At 28.9% G+C, this 25021-nt stretch carries 27 protein-coding genes; 5 read left to right on the forward strand and 22 right to left on the reverse strand.

Annotation, left to right across the window (positions count from 1 at the left end; genetic code table 11):
* Positions 1 to 655 (forward strand): hypothetical protein (locus AVANS14531_RS02695; protein WP_336611240.1); only part of this gene is annotated, 655 nt, incomplete at its 5' end.
* 8 nt (positions 656 to 663) lie between these two features.
* Here the strand turns inward: AVANS14531_RS02695 and AVANS14531_RS02700 are convergent.
* Genes AVANS14531_RS02700 through AVANS14531_RS02720 form a run of 5 tightly spaced genes read right to left on the reverse strand, consistent with a single transcriptional unit; the run spans position 664 to position 5743 of the window.
* Complete coding sequence (locus AVANS14531_RS02700; RefSeq protein ID WP_336611241.1) at positions 664 to 1305, reverse strand: uracil-DNA glycosylase; 642 nt, start codon at positions 1303 to 1305, stop codon at positions 664 to 666.
* Positions 1286 to 1807 carry a ribonuclease HII gene (locus AVANS14531_RS02705; protein ID WP_336611242.1) on the reverse strand — a complete coding sequence of 174 codons (522 nt, stop codon included), beginning with the start codon at positions 1805 to 1807 and terminating at the stop codon, positions 1286 to 1288. The genes AVANS14531_RS02700 and AVANS14531_RS02705 overlap by 20 nt, the downstream gene beginning before the upstream one ends.
* Complete coding sequence (locus AVANS14531_RS02710; RefSeq protein ID WP_336611243.1) at positions 1794 to 2846, reverse strand: hypothetical protein; 1053 nt, start codon at positions 2844 to 2846, stop codon at positions 1794 to 1796. The genes AVANS14531_RS02705 and AVANS14531_RS02710 overlap by 14 nt, the downstream gene beginning before the upstream one ends.
* Positions 2843 to 4402, reverse strand: a complete 1560-nt coding sequence (gene pckA / locus AVANS14531_RS02715) for a phosphoenolpyruvate carboxykinase (ATP) (RefSeq protein WP_336611244.1) — start codon at positions 4400 to 4402, stop codon at positions 2843 to 2845. Before pckA ends, AVANS14531_RS02710 begins: the two co-directional genes overlap by 4 nt.
* A 36-nt stretch (positions 4403 to 4438) precedes the next feature.
* Positions 4439 to 5743, reverse strand: coding sequence for a sodium-dependent transporter (locus AVANS14531_RS02720; RefSeq protein WP_336611308.1), 1305 nt, complete (start codon positions 5741 to 5743; stop codon positions 4439 to 4441).
* 207 nt (positions 5744 to 5950) lie between these two features.
* Between AVANS14531_RS02720 and tpx the strand changes: the two genes are divergently transcribed.
* A complete protein-coding gene (tpx, locus tag AVANS14531_RS02725; RefSeq protein ID WP_336611245.1) occupies positions 5951 to 6427 on the forward strand; it encodes a thiol peroxidase in 477 nt (158 codons plus the stop codon).
* A gap of 136 nt (positions 6428 to 6563) precedes the next feature.
* Here tpx and AVANS14531_RS02730 read toward each other — a convergent pair whose 3' ends face one another.
* From AVANS14531_RS02730 to AVANS14531_RS02805, 16 genes are all read right to left on the reverse strand, one after another.
* Positions 6564 to 6806 (reverse strand): hypothetical protein, encoded by a 243-nt coding sequence (locus AVANS14531_RS02730; protein WP_336611246.1) that lies wholly within the window; start codon positions 6804 to 6806, stop codon positions 6564 to 6566.
* Positions 6800 to 7285 carry a hypothetical protein gene (locus tag AVANS14531_RS02735; protein WP_336611247.1) on the reverse strand — a complete coding sequence of 162 codons (486 nt, stop codon included), beginning with the start codon at positions 7283 to 7285 and terminating at the stop codon, positions 6800 to 6802. Before AVANS14531_RS02735 ends, AVANS14531_RS02730 begins: the two co-directional genes overlap by 7 nt.
* Before the next feature lie 120 nt (positions 7286 to 7405).
* A complete protein-coding gene (locus AVANS14531_RS02740; RefSeq protein ID WP_336611248.1) occupies positions 7406 to 8065 on the reverse strand; it encodes a hypothetical protein in 660 nt (219 codons plus the stop codon).
* A gap of 67 nt (positions 8066 to 8132) precedes the next feature.
* On the reverse strand, positions 8133 to 8981 hold the full coding sequence (locus AVANS14531_RS02745; RefSeq protein WP_336611249.1) for a universal stress protein: 849 nt from the start codon (positions 8979 to 8981) through the stop codon (positions 8133 to 8135).
* A gap of 26 nt (positions 8982 to 9007) precedes the next feature.
* Positions 9008 to 10456: a SulP family inorganic anion transporter gene (locus tag AVANS14531_RS02750; protein ID WP_336611250.1), complete on the reverse strand. Its 1449-nt coding sequence runs from the start codon at positions 10454 to 10456 to the stop codon at positions 9008 to 9010.
* A gap of 197 nt (positions 10457 to 10653) precedes the next feature.
* Entirely contained in the window at positions 10654 to 11223 is a 570-nt protein-coding gene (locus AVANS14531_RS02755; RefSeq protein WP_336611251.1) for an NUDIX hydrolase, read from the reverse strand.
* The gene (locus tag AVANS14531_RS02760; protein WP_336611252.1) at positions 11220 to 11888 is read right to left on the reverse strand and encodes a hypothetical protein; all 669 of its coding nucleotides are present in this window, start codon (positions 11886 to 11888) and stop codon (positions 11220 to 11222) included. The genes AVANS14531_RS02755 and AVANS14531_RS02760 overlap by 4 nt, the downstream gene beginning before the upstream one ends.
* Complete coding sequence (locus tag AVANS14531_RS02765; RefSeq protein WP_336611253.1) at positions 11869 to 12600, reverse strand: DUF815 domain-containing protein; 732 nt, start codon at positions 12598 to 12600, stop codon at positions 11869 to 11871. Before AVANS14531_RS02765 ends, AVANS14531_RS02760 begins: the two co-directional genes overlap by 20 nt.
* Positions 12584 to 14581: a glycine--tRNA ligase subunit beta gene (glyS, locus tag AVANS14531_RS02770; protein WP_336611254.1), complete on the reverse strand. Its 1998-nt coding sequence runs from the start codon at positions 14579 to 14581 to the stop codon at positions 12584 to 12586. Before glyS ends, AVANS14531_RS02765 begins: the two co-directional genes overlap by 17 nt.
* Complete coding sequence (gene ilvA / locus AVANS14531_RS02775; protein ID WP_239817896.1) at positions 14578 to 15777, reverse strand: threonine ammonia-lyase; 1200 nt, start codon at positions 15775 to 15777, stop codon at positions 14578 to 14580. Before ilvA ends, glyS begins: the two co-directional genes overlap by 4 nt.
* A complete protein-coding gene (locus AVANS14531_RS02780; protein WP_336611255.1) occupies positions 15764 to 16783 on the reverse strand; it encodes a tRNA (uridine(54)-C5)-methyltransferase TrmA in 1020 nt (339 codons plus the stop codon). Before AVANS14531_RS02780 ends, ilvA begins: the two co-directional genes overlap by 14 nt.
* The gene (locus tag AVANS14531_RS02785; RefSeq protein ID WP_336611256.1) at positions 16776 to 18533 is read right to left on the reverse strand and encodes a Na+/H+ antiporter NhaC family protein; all 1758 of its coding nucleotides are present in this window, start codon (positions 18531 to 18533) and stop codon (positions 16776 to 16778) included. Before AVANS14531_RS02785 ends, AVANS14531_RS02780 begins: the two co-directional genes overlap by 8 nt.
* Positions 18534 to 18554: 21 nt before the next feature.
* Complete coding sequence (locus tag AVANS14531_RS02790) at positions 18555 to 19841, reverse strand: MFS transporter (protein ID WP_336611257.1); 1287 nt, start codon at positions 19839 to 19841, stop codon at positions 18555 to 18557.
* The gene (locus tag AVANS14531_RS02795; RefSeq protein ID WP_336611258.1) at positions 19838 to 20986 is read right to left on the reverse strand and encodes a GGDEF domain-containing protein; all 1149 of its coding nucleotides are present in this window, start codon (positions 20984 to 20986) and stop codon (positions 19838 to 19840) included. Before AVANS14531_RS02795 ends, AVANS14531_RS02790 begins: the two co-directional genes overlap by 4 nt.
* Complete coding sequence (locus tag AVANS14531_RS02800; RefSeq protein WP_239817891.1) at positions 20986 to 22185, reverse strand: hypothetical protein; 1200 nt, start codon at positions 22183 to 22185, stop codon at positions 20986 to 20988. Before AVANS14531_RS02800 ends, AVANS14531_RS02795 begins: the two co-directional genes overlap by 1 nt.
* The gene (locus AVANS14531_RS02805; protein ID WP_336611259.1) at positions 22185 to 22397 is read right to left on the reverse strand and encodes a hypothetical protein; all 213 of its coding nucleotides are present in this window, start codon (positions 22395 to 22397) and stop codon (positions 22185 to 22187) included. Before AVANS14531_RS02805 ends, AVANS14531_RS02800 begins: the two co-directional genes overlap by 1 nt.
* A gap of 89 nt (positions 22398 to 22486) precedes the next feature.
* Here AVANS14531_RS02805 and moaC point away from each other — a divergent pair, with 89 nt between their 5' ends.
* The 3 genes from moaC to AVANS14531_RS02820 are packed head-to-tail and all read left to right on the forward strand — an operon-like array spanning position 22487 to position 24211.
* A complete protein-coding gene (gene moaC / locus AVANS14531_RS02810; protein ID WP_239817889.1) occupies positions 22487 to 22960 on the forward strand; it encodes a cyclic pyranopterin monophosphate synthase MoaC in 474 nt (157 codons plus the stop codon).
* Complete coding sequence (locus AVANS14531_RS02815) at positions 22938 to 23192, forward strand: HP0495 family protein (protein WP_239817888.1); 255 nt, start codon at positions 22938 to 22940, stop codon at positions 23190 to 23192. The genes moaC and AVANS14531_RS02815 overlap by 23 nt, the downstream gene beginning before the upstream one ends.
* 8 nt (positions 23193 to 23200) lie before the next feature.
* A complete protein-coding gene (locus tag AVANS14531_RS02820; RefSeq protein WP_336611260.1) occupies positions 23201 to 24211 on the forward strand; it encodes a hypothetical protein in 1011 nt (336 codons plus the stop codon).
* A gap of 73 nt (positions 24212 to 24284) precedes the next feature.
* Here AVANS14531_RS02820 and AVANS14531_RS02825 read toward each other — a convergent pair whose 3' ends face one another.
* Complete coding sequence (locus AVANS14531_RS02825; protein ID WP_336611261.1) at positions 24285 to 25007, reverse strand: hypothetical protein; 723 nt, start codon at positions 25005 to 25007, stop codon at positions 24285 to 24287.
* Positions 25008 to 25021 lie beyond the last annotated feature (14 nt).

Consider the following 25021-nt stretch of genomic DNA (forward strand, 5'->3'; position numbering starts at 1 on the left):
CTTAGATAAAGATGCAGCAAGTTTTGTAGCTGGTTGGTTTAGCGATATAGCATATAAAAGAAATTATCTTGCAGCTGATAGAAATAACGATGGAGAAGTAGATAAACAAGAAATTAATTATACTATAGAAGCATTTTCTTTATATGTGGAACCAACCAAAGATGATTCAGGGCAAGCCACTAAAGTTGCAAGCTATATTCCAAGTATTTTTGCTATCAATAAAGATAATGCAAGTAGTATTAGCAAAGCACTTGATGGAACTATTAGTATGGATAAAAATATTGATGGTTATATAACAACTGCCGAAGAATATAACAATTCTAATACTGCTTATGAATACGGAGTGTTTTTTGATAATCAACCTTTTATGAGTATTCCTAGAGTTAATATCTTAGCAAGTATAGAAAAATTAAAAGAAAAAGAATTAAAAGAAATAAAAAAAATAACAACCTTAGAGAAATTAAACACTCAAGGTCAAGATGCGCTTAATGATGATGAAAAGAAACTATTAAAAGATTTTGCTATTAATCTTAACATAAGCGAAGATAAATTAAAAGATTTAATAAGTAGCGATAAGCTAGGAGATTTTATATCTTATACAAAAGATTTTATAAATGAACTAAGCGACACAAAATTGCTTGATATAAAAGTCTAATTCCGATTTTAAGAATTTGAAATAGGAATTAGCCAAGAAATTTCTTTAATATTTTTTGATTTTAAAAATTCATTGCATTTTAAAAAATGTTGATTATTAAAAAATTTTCCCCTTGCAAGTGGGCTTGGGTGTGCTGAGCTTAGGATTAAATGCTTGTTAGTATCAATAAATCCTGCAAAATCATTTGCAAATTTTCCCCATAGCATAAAGACTAAATCATTATAATCATCATTAATTCTTCTAATAACATAAGTAAAAAAATCTTCCCACAAATGCTTATGCGAATTAGCTTTGCCCTTTTGCACGCTAAGACTTGCATTTAATAACGCTACGCCTTGTCTTGCTAAATAGCTCAAATCACTTTGCAAAATCACAGCTTCATTTGGATAATCATTTAAGATTTCTTTAAAAATATTCTTTAAACTAGGCGGAGTTTTAATGCTTGATGAAAACGCTAAGCCATCAGCACTTCCATCATGATAAGGGTCTTGTCCTATAATCACTACTTTTGGCACTTCACATAAGCTAAAGGCTTTAAACAAATCTTGCCTTTTTGGATAAATGATTTTGCTCTCATATTCGCTATTTAAAGTATTTAATAGCTCTTGTCCTTTTTGTGTATTTAAATATTCATTTACTATATTTAGCACAAAAACTTCTCCTATGAATAGCACTTAAGCCGTGTTTTTTAATAGCTTCTATATGAAGCTTTGTTCCGTAGCCTTTATGAGATTTGTAATTATATAAATCATCATCTAAATTAGCCATATAAAAATCTCTGCTAACCTTAGCTAGAATGCTTGCAGCCATTACGCAAGGCTTGGTCTCATCAGCATTTATTAGAGTTTTTATACCCATTCCATAATCAGTATTTCCATCAAATAATAATTCATCTTTATTAAACTTAAGAATAATCTCGCCTAAAGCCTTTTGATAAGCTGCTCTAATGCCAAAATTATCTATATATTCATTATCAACAAATACTATTAAATGCTCTGAGTTTTCTTTGATTATTTCATATAAACTCTCACGCTTTTTTGCACTTAGTTTTTTGCTATCGTTTAGCTCGTTTATATTTATTTTTAGCTTACAAGCTGCAAGCACCAATGGACCTGCAAATGCTCCACGCCCTGCTTCATCAATCCCAATCATTTAATTCCTTTGAAATTAGCCAAGTATTTAAGGTTTGCCCTATAAATTTCACACCATCAAAACTATCTTTAAACTGCTCGTTTAATGAAAGCACTAAAATCTGATTAATACCCAAATCTTTAGCTCTTTTGCTTAATTTTTTGCTCTTTAATTTTATAAAATCTTTATTTGTAAATGCTTCACACAATATTCCTAAATTTGCTGATTTTATTATAAAGCTTATATCATAATCATAAAAAATCTCATCATAAACCATTAAAAGCTCATTAGCTATTAAATTCTCATAAGTTTTAGAAAAATCCTTTTTAAAACTAAGCGAGTTTTTCATTGAAAAATCACAAAAATAAGGCTTTTTGAGATTTTTATCAATATGTTTTACCCAATGTAATAAAAACTTATCTTCAAGTGAATATATACATTTAAAAAAATCATTTTTTGAGATTTTTTTATGCTTTAAAAACTCTTTAAAAAGATTTAAAATGCTTGTTTGTGTGCCTATTTTTAATGCAAGTTCTTTTAAAGCTATTATTTCGTTTTCGCTTAAGCTTTGCTTTAATATTTTTTGAGTATTTAAGGCTGCATTTAATGCGCTTAGTTCAACATTTGCGGGATTTTGCCCTAATAATAAATAATTTGATAAATGTTCGCTTGGGCTGTAATTTTTCTTTGAAAATGAAATAAATTCTTCATAATCTAAAAAATCAAGCTTTATTTTAATAAAGTCCTTATATGAATAATTTTTATTAGAGCTTAAAATATAACAACGCTCTAAATTTCCTAATTCAAATTCCGTGCAAGGTTCGTTTATAATAAGATTTTTTATATTGTTTTTTTCTATAAAGCTTTTAAAATCTGCATTTATAAATCTTAAATCGCTCATATCAATATAAACAAAATCATCTAAATTATAAAATGCTAAAGATTTTTTGCCACTAGAGATTGCCCCACAAATTAGGGCAAATCTAGGTAGCGAGTCTAGTTTTCTTGGCTTTAAGCCGTCTTTACTTATTTTAAATTGTAAAAAACTCTCTAAACTCATATTTTAGGACTAGCGTCTAAGAACTCATTTGCCTTATCGCCGTATCTTTTGAAATTTTCAACAAACATCTTAGCTAATTTATCTCTAGTAGCTATGAAATCCGCTTCATTTTCCCAAGTCTTAATAGGATATAATAATTTCTCATCAACACCTGCTAAGCTTTTTGGAACTGCTAAATTAAATACATCATAATTATAAAATTCACTATTTTTAATAGAACCATCTAAAATAGCATTAATGCAAGCTCTAGTAGCCTTTATGCTCATTCTCTTACCAACGCCATAGCTTCCACCGCTCCAGCCAGTATTTACTAAATATACATCAACATTATGCTTTTTAATCTTTTCGCCTAATAATTTCGCATATACACTAGGTGCAAGCGGCATAAATGGCTCTCCAAAGCAAGCACTAAATGTAGCAACAGGCTCTTTTATACCACGCTCAGTTCCTGCAACTTTTGCAGTATAACCGCTTAAAAAATAATACATTGCTTGAGTGATATTAAGCTTACTAACAGGAGGTAAAACACCGAAAGCATCAGCACATAAGAAGATTATATTGCTTGGATGTCCTGCTTTTAGGCTTGGTTCGTGATTTGTGATATGCTCTATCGGATAGCTTACACGAGTATTTTCTGTCTTACTAGCATCGCAAAAATCTACTTCTTTAGTGCAAGTGATAACAACATTTTCAAGTAAAGCATTACGCTTAATCGCTGCATAAATTTCAGGCTCACTAGCTGGGTCAAGATTAATACATTTTGCATAGCAACCTCCCTCAAAATTAAACACTCCATTATCATCCCAACCATGCTCATCATCACCTATTAAAGCACGATTTGCATCAGTACTAAGAGTTGTTTTACCCGTGCCACTAAGCCCAAAGAATAAACAAACATCGCCATCTTTACCAACGTTTGCACTACAATGCATACTCATTTTTCCTTGTAGTGGAAGCCAGTAATTCATCATAGAAAATACACCTTTTTTCATCTCGCCACCATACCAAGTGCCAAGAATTAAACCTATGTTATTTTCTATATCAAAACCTACAAAAACATCACTATTTAAATCTTGATGTTTATACATTTCGTTTTTTAATTTACAAGCATTGATGATTGTAAAATCAGGTTTAAAGTCTTTTAATTCTTCATCGCTTGGGCGAATAAACATATTTTTTACAAAGTGTGCTTGCCAAGCGATTTCGGTTATAAATCTGATTTTTTTTCTACTATCTAGGCTAGCTCCGCAAAATACATCCATAACATAAAGTTTTTTGCCGTTTAAATACTCTTTTGCTCTTCTTAAATTATCATTAAAAGTATCTTTGGTGCAAGCTCTATTAACGCTTCCCCACGCTATATTTTCGCTTGATGGATTTGCATTTACAAAATACTTATCTTTAGGGCTTCTTCCTGTAAAAATCCCAGTATCTACTGCAAAAGTGTCATTTTGACAAACTTCACCCTCACGGCACTCTAACTCATGAGCTCTTAACTCATCATAACTTAAGTTATAAAAAATCTTGCTAGGCTCTATGCCTAAATCTTGTAACATCTTTAACTCCTCTTTTTTCTTAAAAATTGCATCATTTTACTTCAAAAAACTTCCTAAGGGGTAAAAATTATTAATTAATATCAAAATTATTGCAATAGGTGTTACGAATTTTAAAAAAACAAAATAAAACTTAGTTAGTTTTTTGCCAAACATAGGTAAAAAGATTTTAAAAAACGAATATCTTTTCATCAAAAACCCAGCATAAATGCTAGAAAATAATACCCCTAAAGGTAGCATTATATTGCTTGTTAAAAAATCAAGCATACCAAAAGCATCAAAGCTAAGCTTTCCTGCCATTCCTAAAAGTGCTAAAATACCTATTATATAAACAAAAGTTCCTATTAAAACTAAAGCTTTTGCTCTACTCATTTTTCTTTCAAGATAGAAAGTAAATGGTTCTATCATTGAAACAGCACTTGTAATTCCTGCAAAAAATAAAGCCACAAAAAAGCTTAAAGCTAAAATCTCTCCTACAAGCCCTAATTTTGCAAAAAGTGTTGTAAGACTAACAAACACCAGCCCTGCTCCGCTTTCATTAGGATTTGCACCAAAAGTAAAGATGAAAGTAAATACAATAAGCCCCATTATAAGACCTATAATTAGATTTATAAATACTACAAAAAGACTTGAGCTTAAAATATTTGTTTCATTATTTAGGCTTGCTGCATAAGTGCTAATACAACCAATCCCAAGGCATAGTGTAAATAAACTAAGACCTAAAGCATCTAGCAAAGAATTAAGCCCTAATTTAGAAAAATCAGGTTTAAACAAAAACTCGCAAGCCTTTAAAAAACCATCTTGAGTAAGGCTAAAACCAAGCATTAATAAAAGTATCACAAAAAGTGCAGGCATAAGCACTACATTTAATTTTTCTATACCATTAATTATCCCACGACTAACTACATAAATCGTTGAAAAAAAGCAAAAGCTAAAGCATAAAATACTTTTAAAAATATCATTTGAAATGGTGTTTTGAAACAATGCCCCCGCTTCTTTAATATCATTAGGCAAAGAAAAACTTAAAAATATATAATGAAAAACTAAAGATAAAATAACCAAATAAAAGCTTAAAACAAATATTCCTGTAAGCATAAAAACACCACCAAGCTTACACAAATTAGGCTTAAATCTAGCAAGTGTAAAATAACTTGTCGCTAAATCGCTCTTTGTGATTTTTCCTAGTGCAATTTCTGCTAAAAACAACGATAAACCTAAGCTTAAACATAAGAATAAATAAAGTAATACGAAAGCCGAACCACCATTAAGTCCTACCATCGTAGGGAATTTCCAAGCATTGCCAAGTCCAACAGCACCACCTGCAAGGGCTAAGACAAAACCTATTTTAGAAAACGTGCTCCTAGCTGAGCCAAAGTAAACTCCTCATGTAATTTCTCCTTTTAAATAAAGTTAAAAACCGAATAATAGCTTAAAAGAAAACTTTATGCAAGATAAATAAATTTAATTATTTTCAAAAACTTTCAATTTTAATAATCGTTTTGTAACCAAAAATAGGAATAATTTTGTCTTATTTTAAAAAAGGAGAATTTTATGAAAGTTAATTTTAAAGGTAACCCAGTTGCAATCAGCGAAGCAATCAAAGTTGGAGATAGTATAAAAGATACTAAAGTAGTAGGAAAAGATTTAAGTGTTATTAATCTAAATGAAGATGCAATCGTAATTTGCGTTCCTAGTATTGATACACCTGTATGTGCAAAAGAAGCTCGTGAGTTTAACGTAAAAGCTAATAAACTTGGAATGAAAGTTTATGTTGTAAGTATGGATTTACCTTTTGCTATGGGTAGATTTTGTTCAGCTGAAGGATTAGAAAACATAATTCCTGTAAGCGATTTTAGATACGGCGAATTCGTTAAAAACTATGGCTGTAGAGTTTTAGAAGGCGCTTTAGAAGGACTTACTACAAGAGCAATTTTCGTTCAAAAAGCTGGCAAAATAGTTTATAGCGAAGTATGCGCTGAAATTACTGAATTACCAGACTTTGACGCTTTAGAAAAAGCTCTAGCATAATTTTAAATATCTAAATCTTAGGATTTAGATATTTAAATTCCTATTTCAAATTCCTTAGAATTTCAAGCAAAAAATCAAGGAATTTGAAATAGGATTTTAGTTCCGTGCTAAAAAGCACGGATTGAAATTAGTTAAATTAGAAGTGAAAACCTAAGCCAAGATTTATATAAATATTATTGTTTTTTTGTGAAAATAAATTATCTTTTACGCCTATTTTTGAGCTTACATAAGGGCTAAAGCGAGATTCGGTCGTATTAAATAGCATACCTACTGATATATCGTAAGCATTTCTACTCTTTTTAACATCAAAATCTTTTTTAACATCATCAAAATAATCATTGCTTAAATAAAAATTATAATAAGCATCAAGAGTTACCATATATTTTTTGTATCAAATGGCTTTGATAATGCACTAAAACCAAATTTTAAGCCCTTTATACCATAATTAGCACCGCCTTTTATCCCCATACGATGATACGCAAGACCACCCATTAAGTTAAGGCTTAATTCATCTTCATAGTCTTCATTAAAAAACATTCCGTATCCAATCAAAGCGCTAAAGTCAAACTGAGAATTCCTAACAACCGGAACTATATCATCAAATTTATATTTATAATTATTCCAAAAATAATTCGCCTCAAAATTCCAAACAAACTCAGAATCAACTTCATGCTCTTTATAAGTTTTAATATAGCCATTTACATCCCAGTTGTTCTTATCCAAATATTCTTTGCCATTGATTACAAAAATTGTTTTAGAAGTAGATAAAAATCCTAAACTAATGCCAGAGTAAGTTCCAGCATTTGCACCAATGCTTAATGCACTTAAACAAATTGTTGAAAATAACAATTTTTTCATTCATTCTCCTTTTAAAGTCAAAAAGAGAATAATACCCCCCCCCGTTCTTAAAATAAGCTTAAAAAATAAATGAAAATCAAAAGAAGTCCGTGCCAAAAAGCACGGATAAAATTAGTTAAATTAGAATTTATAGCCTAAGCCAATATTAAAATAAGTATTGTTTAGTTTGTCTGAAAATAATGAATCCTTTGTTCCTACATTAATTTTAGTATATAAACCTTCTTTGCTTGAATTAAATTTATATAAAGCACCTAGCTCTGCACTAAAGAAGTTTTCTTTTCTATCTTCAATTATGTCATAATCTAAATAGCGATTAAAATAAGCATCTAAAGTAACGCCAAATTGTTTGCTCTCGCCAAACTTAGCAAGTGTGCTAAATCCTACTTTTGCGTATGGTGTATGAACGCTAATTGAATCGCTAAGAGGTTTATAATTTTCTTCTGCAAGATTAATTCCAGCACCTGCTAATAAGTTTAGGCTAAAATCAGATGAAAAATACATACCATATCCAAGTAAAAGCTCTGCATTTACATTTGTATAGCCATAATTATCTTTAGTCTTTGTATCGTAGCCTACTCTAAATGATTTTACGAAGCTTGAGTTTTCATCGCTTTCTTTATAATCACGAATATAAGCACCGATGCTAAACATATTTCCTATGCTCTCGCCTTCGTTTGCTTTATTTGTTATTGAGCCAAACTCAATACCTGAGTAATAATCAGCATTAGCACCAACGCATAATGCACCTAAACAAATTGTTGAAAATAACAATTTTTTCATATTTTCTCCTTTTAAAAACTTAAAAGAAGAATAATACCCCCCCCCGTTCTTAAAATAAACTTAAAATTTAAATTCCTATTTCAAATTCTTTGTAATTTTTTAAGATTAGTAAAGGTAGCTTTGATTTTTTTAAAACTTCGTTTGTAAAAGAGCCAAAAATTATATGTTTTATCGCCATATTTTTATAAGCTCCCATTACGATAATATCAAAATTATTATGTGCGTAATCTACCAAATCACTAGGACTAGTTCTGTCTAATATCTCAAGGCTTATTGCTTTATTGTATTTATCAAAAACTTTTTTTCCTTTTTCTAAAATCTCTTTAGCTTTTTTCTCATCTTTACTTAGATGAATTAAAACTCTTGAAGCATTTTTAATTATTGGATTTACTAAAACTTTGTTTAAAGCTTTGTCTAAATTATCGCTTCCATCATAAGCATATAATGCTTTATCAATAGAATGAAAATCTTTATTTGCTAATAAAATAGGAAGATTAACGCTTTTTATAATTTCTTTTATCTGCAAATCTTGTTCGTTATCAAGTAATTTTCCTACCACTAATAATTTATAATCTTTTTCAATAATAGTGATTAAATTAGCTAAATCTCCATGAAGATGAAGGGTATTAGTAATTACTCCTGCGTTTTCGCAATAGTTTTGATAATAGTTTAATAATTCTTTCCCATCTTTATCTTTAGCTTGTTCATCTTTTTCTTTATGTTTTGCAAATTCTTCAAAAACCTTTGGCTCAAAATTAGGATTTATAGTGATATTTATCTCTAAATCATCACTTTGCTCTAATGCGTGTAAAAGCGTAACACCAGCTCCTAACAAATTCGCAAAATAAATCGCAGCATCACAAACGCCTTTTGCGTTTTCTTTAGTATCTATGCAAGCTAAAATATATTGTTTCATCTTCATTTCACCTTTTAAAAATTATTTTAATTTTTATTAATACTAAATTTTTTCATCATATATGAACTTGCTATATTTATGCCTATTATCTCAACTTTTGTGCCTTTATCTTTAAACTTTGAAATAATCTTATCAAGAGCATAAATAGCACTAACATCCCAAAAATGTGCTTTGCTAACATCAATTATAATACATTCACATTTCTCATCAAAGTTAAATTCATCATAAAATTTATCAACACTCTTAAAAAATATCTGTCCATAAAATTTATAAGTTTTAACACCATTATCTAAACTTTTCTTACAATTTAAAAAATAAGAAACTTTATTAGCAAAAAATAAAGCTTCAAGTAAAACCCCTATTACAACACCTATTGCTAAATTATGTGTAAATATAGTAGCAACAACAGTTGTAATCATAACGGCATTTGCTGAAAAAGGAAAGCTTTTTAATTTTTTAATTGAACTAAAATCAAAAGTTCCAATTGATACCATTATCATAATGGCAACCAAAACACCCATAGGAATGTAATTTACAAAATCAGCTAAAGAAACTATTATAATACACAAAAAAGCACCAGCTAAAAATGTAGAAAGCCTTGTTCTTGCACCTGATTTTACATTTATCATAGATTGACCTATCATTCCACAACCTGCCATTCCACCAAAAAATCCTGTGCTAATATTTGCTAAACCTTGCCCTATACATTCACGATTTTTGTTACTTTTTGTTGAGGTTATTTCATCTAAAACATTTGCAGTCATTAAGCTTTCCATTATTCCAACCATTGCAAGGCTTAATGAATAAGGCAAAATAATTTGTAATGTTTCAAGATTTAAAGGAATATTTGGAATTAAAAAATGTGGCAATTCGCTTGGTAATTCACCTAAGTCTTTAATAGTTCTAACATCAAAACCAGCACTAATACTAATAATAGTTATTAACACAATAGCCACTAAAGAACTAGGTATCATCTTACCTATTTTAGGAAGTAAAGGAAATAAATAAATTATGCCTAAAGCAATGCAAATTATCGCAAGTCCTAAAGAATTTGCCTTAAAAATCTCATCAAGCTGAGCCATAAAAATCAAAATTGCCAAAGCATTAACAAAGCCTACCATAACTGAACGAGGTATAAAACTCATAAATCTAGCTACTTTTAAAACTCCAAAAAGTATTTGAAAAATACCAGCCAAAATACCTGCAGCCATTAAATAATCAAGCCCATAGCCTTTCACCAAATCAATCATAAGCAAAGCCATAGCACCTGTTGCAGCTGAAATTAACGCAGGTCTTCCACCCGCAATAGAACTAACTAATAATATGCAAATACTAGCGTATATTCCAACCTTAGGATTTACACCTGCAATCAAGCTAAAAGCTATGGCTTCAGGGATTATCGCAAAGCCAACTACTAAAGCTGCTAGAGCTTCTGTTTTGATATTGTTTATATTTAATAAATAATTTTTATTCAAAAAATCTCCTTAAGAATTAGATAAGAGATGTCGGGTAAGGTTTGCAGTCTAGCGAATAAATGTTACTAAAGGTAACTATTTTGATTTTTATTAATATATTATTAGTTTGATTTTAATAATTCTAAATTGTATGAATTAAAAGCCTAATTCAAATTCTTGAATAATTTTTATGGAATTTGAATTAGGAATTTGAATAATTATTTTTTATAAATATGTCTAAACCATAAATTAGCAAAATCAATTAAAGCACTTCTTTTATTGTTAGCAAAAAAGCTATCATATTCACTAAGTCTTACCCAAACGCTTTCTATAAACTCGCCATTATCAACGCCGCCGCCAACTCCTACTATATCATCATCGCTAACTTCTGCAAAAAACAAATGCTGAGCACTCACTCCACTGCCAAATCCTGTATAAAATTTATCAATATAAATTAATTTTTTTGGCTTAAATCCTAGCTCTTCAATACATTCATCTAAAGCAATTTCTTCTAAGCTTTTGTCTTTATCAATTATTCCGCTACAAAGCTCAATTGAAAAGCCATTTTCTAAATTAGCACAATTTTCGTGATAATAAAGCGGTGCTCTAAATTGTTTTACAAATATAAAGCTATCTTTAGCTTTATGATAAAGCATTATGCTAACACAATCAAAAGATTTTATAAAATCCCAATCAACCTTATGAGTATTTATCACATAACTTGCACGAAGTGGCTTTATGAAATTAGATTCTTTAAAATCAACTATTTTAAAATCGCTTATATTCATCTTAGCTCCTTTAAAACTTTTTTGCCTAATTCATCAAAATCTTTATTTTTATAATGTTCTTGCATAAGATTATCAATGCTAGCTGAAAAACTCATATAAATATCAGCTAAATTATCGGTATTTAAGGCTTTATAAAAATACTCATCATCTAAGCCTTCGCTTAAAATCTCACTTGCTTCTTCATAGCTTTCAAATGTAAAATCTAAAATATTTAAAAGCTTTTTTGCATTTGCATTTATTACTAAACTAGGCTTTTTTAAAAGAAAATTATTAAGCATTAAAGCCGTATCAAAACCTACACCTTTAATTTTTAAAAACCATTCAAAATTTGCATTTTGCATAAATTCATCAAAGCTTGAAAAGTCTTTTATAATAGCCTTTGCTAAATCATTTAGTTTTTTTGCCTTTGTATTATAAAAGCCACTTGGTTTAATTAATATTGCTAATTCTTTTACATCAATTTCGGCTAATTTTTCAATGGAATTTGAAATAGGAATTTCAAGATTTGCAAAAACTTTTTCTATCTTATTTGTGCTTAAAATTATTGCTAAAAATTTATGAAAATCATCATAATTTTGTAGTTCTATTGGTCTTACTAAATTATTTTTTAATAATGCTTTAAAAATACTAGCTCCATTTATCATTTTACTTCCTATAAATTTCATAAAATTGCTTAGCAATACGACCATTTCTAGCAGCTTTAAGATTTGCAAATTCTAAAGCCTTTGCTCTTATTTCATCGTTATATTCATCTTTAAAAAATGATTTTACTATACTTAAATACTGCTCTTGTGAAATTGAATAAAAATTAAGCCATATTCCAAAGCGTTCTTTTAATGCAAACCTATCATCGCTTTCATCGTTAAAATCTGCATCTTGATAATTTAAATTATTTGATTTTAAAAGATTTTTATAATTTGAACTTAGAATAAACATAATATTATTACTAAGTCTTTCTAATCCGCCATCTAAAATAGGTTTTAAAGCCTTAAAACTATCATCGTTTATCTCAAAACTTATATCATCTAAAAATATTACAAATTTATACTCAAGCTCGCTTAAATCATCAATAATATATCTTAAATCATTCAAGTCTTCTTTAAAAACCTCAACTATTCTTAAATCACTATTACTAAATTCATTAAAAATAGCCTTTATTAAGCTTGATTTTCCACAGCCTTTAGCCCCTGCTAATAAACAATGCTGATATAATGATTCATTTAAAAAGTTATTCATATTATCTTTTAAGATATTAAATTCTTTATCTAAAAATAAAAGCTCTTTAATATCTATATAATCAATGTTTTTAATAGGTTTAAAGCTGCTAGTTTTTGCTCTAAAACTTGCAGCTTTATAGTTTTTAAATATTGTTTTCAAAACTTACTTCTTTTAAATCAGCAATACTTGCAATATGCTTATAAATGCTATAAACTAAAGCTAAACGATTGTTTTTAATCTCTAAATCATCAACATTAATCATAACATTATCAAAAAACTCATCAATAATAGGCTTAAGTGCAAAAATCGCAGCTAAATTATCGCTAACATTTTCGCTAAAGCTAATATCTTTATAGGCTTTATGTAATTTTCTTTCATATTCATTACTTAACTTGCTTTCATCACAATATAAGTCTTTGCTATCTTTAATAATGTTTGCAAGTCTTTTAAATGTTGAGATTTTGCTCTCATAATCTTTATCTTTTGATAAAGTAATTAAAGCATTAATGTTTTCATCAATCGTTACTATATCAGTATTATTAGCATTTAAAACTGCTTTAATATAAGATGAATTCACAGGATATAAAGCCGAAAATCTATCATTAATAAAGCTAATTAATTTTGAAATATCATAAGCTTTATAAAGTCCTTTAAACTCGCCTAATAAATCTAAAAGATTAAATTTAACGCCTAAATCAATTAAAATTTTAATAATGCTTAAAGCCGCTCTTCTTAATGCATAAGGGTCTTTATTACCACTTGGAAGTTTATTGATACTAAAAAGCCCCATTAAGGTATCAAGTCTTGTTGCAAGGATGATAATTTTGCTAAGCTTTGTGCTTGGCAATTCATCATATAAATATTGCTCTTTAATCGCTGTGCAAACTTCGCTAGAATATCCCATATTAGCAGCATAATATGAGCCTACAATCCCTTGAAGTTCTGGGAATTCTCCTACCATTTGAGTTCTTAAATCAGCCTTGCTAAGATTGATTGCATCTTTTACATTTTTTTCGTTTTCATATCCAAATATCTTTGCAAGTCTTAAAGCAATGCTTAGCTCTCTTGCTTGCTTATCTTTTAGCGTTCCTAATTCTTGCATATAAATTGTATTTGCTAAACTCTCAGGCTCTAAACCTACTTTTAAGTCATTTTCCCAAAAGAATAATGCATCACTAAGTCTTGCTCTTAAAACCTTTTCATTACCTTTTTTAATAGTTTCAAGGTCAGGATTAAATGAGTTTGTAATTGTTATAAAATTATTACTTAAAGAATTATCTTTATATACAGCAAAATAGCGTTGGTTTTCTTTCATTGATGTAATAATTACTTCAGGTGCAACTTGTAAAAATTCTTTATCAAAACTACCTAAAAGCGCTGATGGATATTCAGTAATAGCTACAACTTCTGCTAATAATTCTTCATCAATTTCCGCTTTTAAATTCCATAATTTTTCAATGTTTCTTATCTCGCTTAGAATTATTTCTAATCTATCTTTAGGATTTAGAATAACTCTGCCTTCTTTTAAAGTTTTAAAATACTCTTCTTGAGTATTAAAAGCAACTTTTTGCATACTTACATTTCTATGAACGAAAGTACTCTTGCAAGATTCTTGATTAAATAACTTCGCATTAATTAATTCATCATCCATCATAACACATAGCCCAGTAATAGGACGAATAAAGCTAAAAGTATTTGCTCCCCAACGCATACTTTTACCAAAATTAAGACTTGTTATAAAGCTTTCTAAAATATCGTTTATTAATTCTTTTATATGCTTTCCTGCTTCAGTTTTTAGAGCATACAAACAAAGTTTTCCTTTAATTTCTTTAAACTCTAATTCGCTTTCGCTAATATTTGCTTTAGCCAAAAAGCTCTCACCAGCTTTGCTTAATTTTCCATCTTTATAGGCTACTTCTTTAGGAGCACCGATTAGCTCTGTTTGACTATCTTTTGAAAATTCTTTGGCTTTAAAAGTGAATAAAAAGCGTCTTGGAGTATATAAAAACTCTAAATCACTAAAAACAATATTATTCGCATTTAAAATAGTTTCTAATTTATTTTTAATATTTGGCTCTTCTTTTAAAAAAGGAATAGCCGGTAATTCTTCGCAAGTTATTTCTATTAAAAACTTTTTCATCTTATCTCCTTATAAATAAATCCTTGTTCGCTTAAAACTTTACAAACTTGTTCTTGATGAGCCTTACCTTTAGTCTCTAGCGTAATTGTAATATTTGCATCACCAAAATCAGCCCCAAATCTATCATAATCAACCTTAATAATATTAGCTTCTGCATCTTTTAAGGCCTTAGTTAAATCAAGCAATGCACCTGCTTTATCAATTAAAGTTACGCATATTTGCATTTTTCTATAACTTTTTACTAGACCTTTTTCAATGATATTATTTAGCATTGTTACATCTATATTTCCACCACTTAAAATACATACTACATTGCCACTTAAATTAGGGATTTTGCCGTGCATTATAGCAGCTACGCTAGCAGCTCCTGCACCTTCTACAACTTGTTTATGCTGTTCTAATAAAAATAAAACCGCATTAGCAATTTCTTCATCGCTAACCATTACTATATCATCTACATTTTGCTTAATTATATTAAAGCAATCTTCATTAACATCTCTTACGGCAATACCATCAGCTATTGTTTTTACCTTGCTTGAGTTGATGATTTTACCTTCATTAAAGCTATTTAGCATAGCGCTTGCGCCCTTACTTTGAACGCCTATTACTTTAATGTTTGGATTTATTTGTTTTGCTGCACTTACAATTCCACTAATAAGCCCGCCACCACCAATAGGCACGATGATATAAGAAATATTATTTAATTCTTCAATTAGTTCTAAAAATATAGTTCCTTGTCCTGCCATTACGAATGGGTCTGCAAATGGATGAATAAAGGTTAGATTTTTAGTCTTTTCTAGCTCTTTTGCATAAGCGTATGCTTCATCAAAATTATCACCCTTTAAAATAACTTCAGCACCTAAGTTTGCTGTGCTACTTACTTTATTAACTGGTGTTGATTCAGGCATTACGATATAAGCTTTTATTCCAAACTTTGAAGCAGAAAATGCTACTCCTTGAGCGTGGTTTCCTGCACTTGCTGCAACTACTCCTAATTTTTTTTGCTCATCACTTAAGTTTGCAAGTTTATTATAAGCGCCCCTTATTTTATAAGCTCCTATTGTTTGAAGATTTTCACATTTTAAATAAATGCTATATTTGTCATTTGATAAAAATCTTGAATAATTAAAAGGCGTTTTTATCGCTACATCATAAACTTTTTCTTTAGCAGCATATATTTTGCTAAGCTCTATCATCTTTTATCCTTTCTAGGTAAAATCCACACTCTAAATGCTCCGAATTAATGAATTGGTCAAACAATACAAACCTTTTTAATTCATGAGTTTTACATAATTTTTCTAAATCAATTTTAGCTGTTAATGGATTACATGAAATATAAATTATATTATCATAGTTTTTTACTAATTCTACACACTCGCCTAAACCACATCTAGGAGGGTCTATTAAAATATGCGAAAAGCAAAAATCATCTAAATTAATATGCTTTAATCTATTAAAAGCTCTTACCTTATTAAAAGCATCTTTTACTTCGCTATCTTTTAGCCTTGCTGTGTAAATATTATTAGTATTATTTATTTTGCAATTTGTATTTAAAAATTCTACATTTTTTTTGCTAAGTTCGGTTGCGAAAACTTTTTTAAAATAAGGAGCAAGTGCTAAAGTAAAATTACCATAACCACAATAAAGTTCTAATAAATCAGCATTAGGCTTAACTTTTGCGCAAGAGATTGCAAACTCAAGCATTTTTTCATTCATTAAAAGACTTGGCTGTATAAAACACTCATCGTTAAACTCATATTTAATACCATTGCTAAAATGCTCTAAAATATCGTTTGGATAAGCAATTCTTTGCTTTCTTGATTGCATTATGATATTTAGCTTTAATTTAGTTAATTTGCTAAGTTTTTCGTAGTAATTTCCGATTTTGAATTCTTTTATATCTTTATGATATAAAAGCAAAACATTTAGAGTATAAAAACTTTTAAAAAATCTAATTTCAAATAATTTATCCTTTAAAGCTTCATCTAAATTCTCAAGTAATTTAGGCATAAAATCTCTTATCTCATCGCATATAAAAGAAGTATCAAAATCAGTGATTTTGCACTTATCTTTAAACATAGCATAAGAGATTTTGCCATTATCTTTATATAAAGCAAAATTAACTCTAGTTCTTAAACCATTTTCATAAATTTTTTCGCAAGGAATATTAAATTCCTTGCAAACTAATTCAAATTTATTCAACTTTTTTTCCTATTAAGCGAAGTGCTAAGCTCATCATAACTACACCTAAAATAATTGTTAAATATACATTTAGACCAAAACTTACAGGAATATAGCCAAAAATAACGCTAATTGCACACACTAAAAGCGCATAAGGCATTTGAGTTTTAACATGCGCACTTAATTCACACTTTGCACTCATTGCACTTAAAATTACGGTATCAGCAATAGGTGAGCAATGATTTCCAAAAATAGCACCTGTTAGAACACAAGAAATATTTATTACCATATATTCATGAAGTTCGTTGCCACTCATACCCGATTCAAGTCCTACTGCGTGTGCTAGTGGGATTGCTAAAGGCATTAAAATACCCATTGTTCCATAGCTTGTGCCTATTGCAAAGCTCATTGCAGAGCCGATTAAGAAAATCATACTTGGAAGTAAAACATGCGGAGTTGAGCCTGATAATAATTGCACTATGTATTTGTGAGTTCCTAATTCTTTTACAATAGCAGCTAAGCTCCATGCAAAAAGTAGCATTGCAATTGTAAATATCATACTCTTCCAACCATGCAACCATGTCTCAACTGCTTCTTTATGATTTATCTTTTTGCGAACTAGACCTAAAATAACTGCTACAACACTAGCAAATAATGCAGCTTGAAATAATGCAAGGCTTGAATTTGCTTCACCTAAGGTTGTTCTTATCGCATAAAAGCTTAAATAATTTTCTTCAATCTTACTTAAAATATCAGCCTTATCAGGATCATCAATAATAGCATTTAAACCACTAAAATAAAAGCTTGTTAAAGCTGTAATAATAAGAGTTAGAATAGGAATTAAAGCATCGCTAATTTTGTGCTCTATTCCTTCACGAGGTTTAAGCTCACGCTCTAACTCAGCTCCAACATCAAGCGCAGCTTCACTTACTATTCCTGCACGAGCATTCTTTTCAGCAATATACATTGAGCCAAATTCTCTTTGCTGAACAGCAGTTAAAACCACGAAAATTAGCATAAAAATATTATAAAATCTATAAGGAATTGTCTGCATAAATACGCCAAAAGCATTTACATCATTAATTCCAACTAAAGTGTAGGCTGTTTTTATAAGCCCTACTTCAATACCTATCCAAGTAGAAATTATAGCAATTCCTGCAACAGGTGCAGCTGTGCTATCTAGTATGAAGCTTAGCTTTTCACGAGAGATTTTAAACTTATCAGCAATTGGTCTCATAATAGGACCAACGGTTAAACTATTTGCATAATCATCAAAGAATATACATAAGCCTATTAGCCAAGTGCTAACTTGAGCTGAAACAGGACCTTTTACAAAGCGAGTAAGTGCAAGTGCTACTGCATTAATTCCACCCATTTTAGTAATTAATGCAACCACACCACCTATACAAAATACTTGTAAAATTACTCCTGCATCATCGCTATCTATCATAGCATCAAGCAAATGCTTTACTATGTTTGAAAACGATGCTAAAAATAGATTTACCCAATCCATAAAAGATGGATTATTATAAGTAAATGTATAAGTATCATTTACAACATTTGCTGTATAAAAATTAGCAAAAGCTAGAAGAAAAGTTCCTGTAAAAACACCTATAAATAAAGACAAAATTACTTCACGAGTAATAAAGGCTAAAATAATTGCCATTAAAGGCGGTAAAAGTGTCAAAACGCCATACAAGTGCATATTGCTAACACTTGTATCAGCAGCATTTAAAAACACTGAAAACAATATTAAAAACAAAAATCTCATTTTAAATTCCTAATTCAAATTCTACATTCTTTTTGATACTAAACAAGCCGTAATAAATGCAACAAAAGCAACAAGAATTATATAAGCTCCGCCACCTATTTGATATAAAAATGGTGGGTTTTCACTAATTGCAACCTTGTTTAAAAATGGCAACAAAATAGGCGTAATAAAACCTGCAATAGCATAAGCTAAGTTATAGCTAAAGCTAATTCCACTATAACGAATTTTTGCAGGGAAAATCTCAACCATAATTAAAGGTGTAAAGTTCATAATACCAGCACTAAGAGTTGCTAATAAATAAAATACTATTAAAAGTGTTAAATCTTTTGCAATGTAGAGCTCATAAAAATACAAGGCTCCAAACACTCCCCAAAGAATTGCAAATATCTTACATATTCTACTAATGCCAAATTTATCGCTTAGAAATCCAGTAAGAACACAACCTATCATCATAGCAAGTATTCCGTACATTTGAAGAAAGGTATTATCAACAGGGTCTAATTTCATAACAGCTTTTACGAAATTTGGAGCAATTAATAAAAACACAACCACACAAGCAGTTAAAACCCAAGTAACTAAAATAGAAATAAATATTCCAAATCTATGATTTTCTATAACATCTTTAATAGGAAGTTTTACTAAAGAATCACTTTTTTGCATTTCTTTAAACACAGGAGTTTCATTTAAATAGCGTCTAAGATATAGTGAAATTATTCCAAAAATACCACCTAAAGCAAATGGAACTCTCCATCCCCAGTCTTTTAGCTCTTCAGTAGTAAAATTAAGTTGCATAATAAGTGCAACCAAACAACCAAGTAAGATTCCACCAACAACGCTTGAAGTTAATAAGCCTATAAATAAGCCTTTTTTGTTATCTTCGCTATGCTCTCTTACAAATACCCAAGCACCTGGTAATTCTCCACCTATTGCCATTCCTTGAAATATTCTTACTAATAATAACGCTATTGGCGCACCATATCCTATCGTTTCATAAGTAGGAATAACTGCAAGTGCAAAAGTAGGAATTACCATTAGTAAAATACTTAGCATAAACATATTTTTTCTACCGAACTTATCTCCAAAGTGAGCCATTACAACCCCGCCTAAAGGTCTTGCTAAATATGCAGCTGCAAATGCTCCATAAGTGTTTAACTCTTGCCAAAACGGGCTAAGTGTAGATGGAAAGAAATGATGCGAAAAATAACTCGCAAAAAATACAAAAATAATAAAGTCATAAAACTCCAAAGTCCCACCAAGTGAGCTTAGGGCTAGAGTTTTTACTTGCTCTTTACTTAAACGCTTGTTCATAATTCTCCTTTTTCATAATTTAATTTTTCTCTATTATTTGCTAATTCTTCATAAGCTTCATTTATAAATTTATTGATTTGATAATCAAAAGAAACCGTATGAGATAAGCCAAAAACAACTTGAACTTTAGCTCCTTTTACACCAAAACGATTTCTCATAGCATCTTGCTTGATTTCTTCAATATAGTTTCTTACAACAACCTCATCTTCATTTGCAATAAATACTAAAAACTCATTACCGCTCCATCTAGCGATATATTTTTCATAGTTTTCACTATGTTTTCTAAGAATATATGCAAATTCTTTCAAAACTTCGTTTCCAAGCTCTGTTGTAAATTCTTCATTTATTTTTCTTAGGTTGCTAATTTCTATAATTATAGTGCTTGCTTGAGTTATAACATCTTCATTAGAATTATGATCTAATTTTGCGTTCATTATTTCTAAGAAAGAATATTTATGATATGTATCTGTTAAAGTATCAAAGCTTGTTAGTCTTTTTAAATGTGATTTTCTATTTTCATCATTTACATATCTAATAACTCTTCCAAGTTCCATAATAACTTGAGAATAAAAAATAGAACTAATAGTAAAAATAACATTAATTATATAAATAATAACTTGTCCATCTTGATAATTACTCTTAGTGCTTAAAAAATAAATAGTTAAATAAATTATAAAATAAGCTAAAGGAAATAAATATATTGCGGGACTATATTTTCTAAGATTTAGATAAAAAAACGATGCAACCAAAAGTATATATAAATCAAATCCCCAACCCCAACCTACTTTATAAGATATATAAGCAGTAGTTGCAATAATTTCCATTTGAAATAAATACCAAGCAAAATGCCTAATTTTTATAAAATCAACTCTTGTTATTTTTTTAAATAAATACGCCCTAAAAGAACGCTTTTTGTTTAATAGTTTTTTATAATTATTAAAAAAATAATTTTTTTGATTAAAGCTTTTTTGAAAACCTCTTCCTATAAAAACAGAAATTATAAAGCCTAAATAAAATATAGAAGTAGCAAAACACCAATAAAAACAATCTAAATAATCATAATAAGAAAATACAACTCCGCTTACAAATCTAGCTAAAAATATAAAAACACTATTTACTACAATTAAAATCTCGTATTTTACCACTATAACGCCTTTTGATTTTGCTCGCCTATGCCGCTTTTATATAAGATATATTCTTTACCCATTGTTCTAGTTTCGTATTTTAATTTAATTACTTCGTTGATTTTTTCTAATAATATTTTAGGGCGTTTATTTGTATTTAAATGCTTATAGTATTTCGCAACTATTTTTAAATATACATCAAAGCTATCTTTTTTTCTTCTTACCATATTATCAAAATCTTTACTAATTGATTCAAGTGTAAAATAAAAACTATTGCTTTCTTCTTCGCCAATTAAAATAATAGAGTTTAAATCCCATTTAATTAGCATTGTTGTGCTAGGCTTTTTGTTTTTATCAAACTCTGGATAATATACCCTTAATAAACTAAGCAATTCATTCATTAGTTTGTTTTGATAATAGTAGTCCATTTTAAAATATGCACTTTTATCTTTTTGAGTAAAAGACATTTCAAATATACAAACATTGATATTATCATATTGTGCTAATTGTCTTTGTAAAATTTCTTGAGTGAAATCCTTTTTTTCTATTACATTATACTTATTGTCTTCTTGTGTTTTTGCTTTTATTTTATTTTGATTATTTGATAATTTTTCTATATCTTCAATTGATTTTAATCCAACAACATTTGCTGCAAAAACAATGCCAAAAAACACAACAACAACTGACATACCAAAAAGCATATTGCCAAAAATATTTTCTTTAACTTCGCTATGCCATACTAAGCTATCAAGTAAAACAAGTGATACAAAAGCAGTTAATAAAACAACATAAATTATATTTGCAACTATAATTCTTTTTTTACTATCATCAATAAAAATTATGTAAATTAAAGTGGCTAATAGCAATAAATACAATTGCGAACCACCAGCTAAAGAATATAAATAAATATTACAAATAATAGCAATAAGAATAGTTAGGCTTCCGCCTAAAAAACTATACCAATCAAGATACCTTGCTATTGATTTTTTCTTCCTATTTAGTAGCAATAAATAAAATAATAGCGTGCATATTATATAAAGCGAAGATATAAAAAACTCCTTAGCAAATAGCATAGCAACACCTAAAAAGCCAAAAACTATGATAATAGTTAATATCAAAATAACATATATTCTTTTTAGAGTAATATTTCTATTTTTTATATCTTCATAAGTTTCGTAAAGTTCTTGTATAAATTCTACTTTTTGATTGTCGTTTTGCATCATTCCTCATCAAAACTATAATCGTCATCATCATACATATCTTCATCATAGATATTGTATTCATCAAGACTGCTTAATTCATCTTCATCAAATTCATCATCAAAGTCACTAAACTCGTCTTCATCATCTAAGAATTCTTCATCAAAATCATCATATTCGCTAAAGCCGTCTAATTCGTCTTCGTCAAAAAATTCTTCATCATCATAAGCCATTTGGATATCCTTAAATAAGTTCAAAAACTGCTAATATACCATTTTATTTATATTATTTGTTAAAATCCATAGAAAAATAAAGGAAAAAAATGCAACTTACTCACATAAACGAACAAAATAATCCAACAATGGTAGATGTAAGTGATAAAAATATCACAAAAAGAAGAGCTTTAGCAAGTGGTAAAATCACAATGAACGAAGAAGCATTTAATGCAGTTTTAAACGGAAATGCTAAAAAAGGTGCTGTGATAAATACTGCAATTGTAGCAGCGGTTCTAGCAGCAAAACAAACATCAAATTTAATCCCTATGTGTCATCCACTGCCTATTAGCAAGGTTGATGTTGATATAACTCCCGTTGATAACGAATTTGCTTTTAAAGTAAGCGTTGTGGTTGTTACTGAAGGAAAAACTGGTGTTGAAATGGAAGCTCTAAATGCTGTTAGCGTTGGCTTATTAACTATTTATGATATGGTTAAGGCTATTGATAAAACAATGGTTATTGATGATATAAAATTACTTGAAAAAGACGGAGGCAAAAGTGGTCAATTTAGAAGAAATTAAAGCTGATTTAAAGATTGAATATCCTTGCAATTGGAGTTATAAAGTAATCTTAGACAAAGATAAGGATATAAACGAATTAGTTAAAGAATTAAAAATAGAAAATGCAAAAATAGAGAATTCAAAATCAACCGATAATTATAAAAGCTATAACATAAGCTTAGAAGTGCCTAATGAAGCTTATAGACTTGAGTTATTTTCTATGCTAAAAAAACATTCTAAATTTGTTTTATAAGGATAATTATGAAAAACATACTATTTAATGAAATTAAAGAAAAAGCAAAATCAGAGTTTTTAAAATCAAATGATGAAGAGCTAATCTCTAAATTATATAAGCAATACTGCAATGAATTAGAGCAATTACAAGCACTTAGTAATGAAAATAAAAACATAGTTTTAAAAGCACTTTTAAGAGCAAAAATGTCTATAAAAGAGCAAGAAATCTATAATCTTACAAATGAATTAGAAAACATTAGAAAAGCTATAAAGCAAAAAGAAAACGAGCTTTATGATATAGCAAAATCAAGCTTTAACGAGCTTAGCAAATTAGATTTAAACGATATTCAAAAAGAATACCTTGAAGAATTAATGCTAAATGAAGCAAATTCATTGCAAATACTTTATGAAACAGCTCAAAATGCTTTCATCAATGTGCTTGAAAATAGCGTTATGATAGAAGAAAGATGCTTTTTAATAAGCAATTTTATGTTAATTAATGTTCTTGAATATGCTAAATTTAATAAAGATAAGATTATAAATGCTGCTGAACTTATTTTAAAAGCTGCAATTGAACTTGCAAACGAGTGGCAAAGCTATGCTGAAGAGCTTTTAACTGGAGTTTTAAACGGGCTTTTAGAAGGAATTTTTGCGATACTTGAAAGACTTAAAAAAGACTTAGAAGTAAGCCTAAGTGATAATGAACTTGATAATATGAAATTATCATTACTTAGCCTTGAGCGTGATTTTATTGCAATGATTAAGCAAAATCTTAATAATGATGCTTCAGGCAAGGCATTAGAAAATATTTTAAACAATAAGCTAGATAATAACTTCGCAAAATTTGCAAGATTAGTAAGAGAAAATAAACAATTACTAAATATAAAACTAATCAAATTCCAAAACTCAGAACTAAATGAAAAAATCAAAAAAGAGCTAAATACTTTAGAAAAAGATGTGAAAAAAGCTTATAACGATTTTGATGCGAAAAAATTAGCAAAAAATCTAATGTCAAAATTTAGACAAAATAAAAACTAAAGAATTTGAAATAGGAAATTCCTATTTCAAATTCTGATTAAAAAACATTAGTCTTAAAGGTATTTATAAGCTCTTATCTTTTATAAAATTCACGAAGCATTCTATCAGCGCTTACTTCTAATTCTTTATCATCATCAATTACAAAAGAATCTTTTAAATCAATAGTTTTATCAGTATTTACATAAAAACTAATTTTATAAGTTCTTGATTTTACTTCCACAGGAGTTTCAAATAAAACAATTTCTTCTCCTTCTGCATTATAATACGCAAATGCTTTTAAAAGATTTTCTAAATTATAAGCAGTATATTTAGGCGCACAATTAAAATTATTGATTTCATCACTTATTGTTTTTTCACATTTTAAGTAAGAGAATGCAACACCTTTAGTTCTTTTGGTTAATTCGCAATGTTTTTTCGTAAGTTCTAAAATCCCTTGAAGATCTGGAAGTTCTAAATCACTCTTACATTTATTTTGTAAATTCTTTTTGATAGTTTCATATTCTTTAGCAATTGCAGCTTGATTAGATGCTTTTTTGCTCTCAAAAGCTTCTTGCTTTTCTTTAAATTCATTCTTTAAAATCTCTTTTTTAATTTCGCAAGTTGCAGTTACTATATTTTGACCGCCTTTACTAGTATCTTTCCATTTTACGCTCTTGCAATCATTAAAATTATCAATTGCAGTTCCTATTGTCATAGTTTTATTAAAATTTAAAGTAGCGTTTTTTACAATATCTGTATTGCTATCGCCACAACCAATTAAAGCCAAACAAGCAAGTGAAAAATAAAATTTTTTCATATCTATCCTTTTAG

This window comes from Campylobacter sp. Cr9, assembly GCF_020138295.1.
In the GTDB taxonomy this organism is placed as follows: domain Bacteria; phylum Campylobacterota; class Campylobacteria; order Campylobacterales; family Campylobacteraceae; genus Campylobacter_E.

What these genes read in the sequence shown, in the direction of transcription:
- AVANS14531_RS02705 (WP_336611242.1), bottom strand. Translation starts at nt 1,807, where the DNA reads ATGATTGGGATTGATGAAGCAGGGCGTGGAGCATTTGCAGGTCCATTG.
- AVANS14531_RS02710 (WP_336611243.1), bottom strand. Translation starts at nt 2,846, where the DNA reads ATGAGTTTAGAGAGTTTTTTACAATTTAAAATAAGTAAAGACGGCTTA.
- pckA (WP_336611244.1), bottom strand. Translation starts at nt 4,402, where the DNA reads ATGTTACAAGATTTAGGCATAGAGCCTAGCAAGATTTTTTATAACTTA.
- tpx (WP_336611245.1), top strand. Translation starts at nt 5,951, where the DNA reads ATGAAAGTTAATTTTAAAGGTAACCCAGTTGCAATCAGCGAAGCAATC.
- AVANS14531_RS02730 (WP_336611246.1), bottom strand. Translation starts at nt 6,806, where the DNA reads ATGGTAACTCTTGATGCTTATTATAATTTTTATTTAAGCAATGATTAT.
- AVANS14531_RS02735 (WP_336611247.1), bottom strand. Translation starts at nt 7,285, where the DNA reads ATGAAAAAATTGTTATTTTCAACAATTTGTTTAAGTGCATTAAGCATT.
- AVANS14531_RS02740 (WP_336611248.1), bottom strand. Translation starts at nt 8,065, where the DNA reads ATGAAAAAATTGTTATTTTCAACAATTTGTTTAGGTGCATTATGCGTT.
- AVANS14531_RS02745 (WP_336611249.1), bottom strand. Translation starts at nt 8,981, where the DNA reads ATGAAACAATATATTTTAGCTTGCATAGATACTAAAGAAAACGCAAAA.
- AVANS14531_RS02755 (WP_336611251.1), bottom strand. Translation starts at nt 11,223, where the DNA reads ATGAATATAAGCGATTTTAAAATAGTTGATTTTAAAGAATCTAATTTC.
- AVANS14531_RS02760 (WP_336611252.1), bottom strand. Translation starts at nt 11,888, where the DNA reads ATGAAATTTATAGGAAGTAAAATGATAAATGGAGCTAGTATTTTTAAA.
- glyS (WP_336611254.1), bottom strand. Translation starts at nt 14,581, where the DNA reads ATGAAAAAGTTTTTAATAGAAATAACTTGCGAAGAATTACCGGCTATT.
- ilvA (WP_239817896.1), bottom strand. Translation starts at nt 15,777, where the DNA reads ATGATAGAGCTTAGCAAAATATATGCTGCTAAAGAAAAAGTTTATGAT.
- AVANS14531_RS02785 (WP_336611256.1), bottom strand. Translation starts at nt 18,533, where the DNA reads ATGAGATTTTTGTTTTTAATATTGTTTTCAGTGTTTTTAAATGCTGCT.
- AVANS14531_RS02790 (WP_336611257.1), bottom strand. Translation starts at nt 19,841, where the DNA reads ATGAACAAGCGTTTAAGTAAAGAGCAAGTAAAAACTCTAGCCCTAAGC.
- AVANS14531_RS02800 (WP_239817891.1), bottom strand. Translation starts at nt 22,185, where the DNA reads ATGCAAAACGACAATCAAAAAGTAGAATTTATACAAGAACTTTACGAA.
- AVANS14531_RS02805 (WP_336611259.1), bottom strand. Translation starts at nt 22,397, where the DNA reads ATGGCTTATGATGATGAAGAATTTTTTGACGAAGACGAATTAGACGGC.
- moaC (WP_239817889.1), top strand. Translation starts at nt 22,487, where the DNA reads ATGCAACTTACTCACATAAACGAACAAAATAATCCAACAATGGTAGAT.
- AVANS14531_RS02820 (WP_336611260.1), top strand. Translation starts at nt 23,201, where the DNA reads ATGAAAAACATACTATTTAATGAAATTAAAGAAAAAGCAAAATCAGAG.
- AVANS14531_RS02825 (WP_336611261.1), bottom strand. Translation starts at nt 25,007, where the DNA reads ATGAAAAAATTTTATTTTTCACTTGCTTGTTTGGCTTTAATTGGTTGT.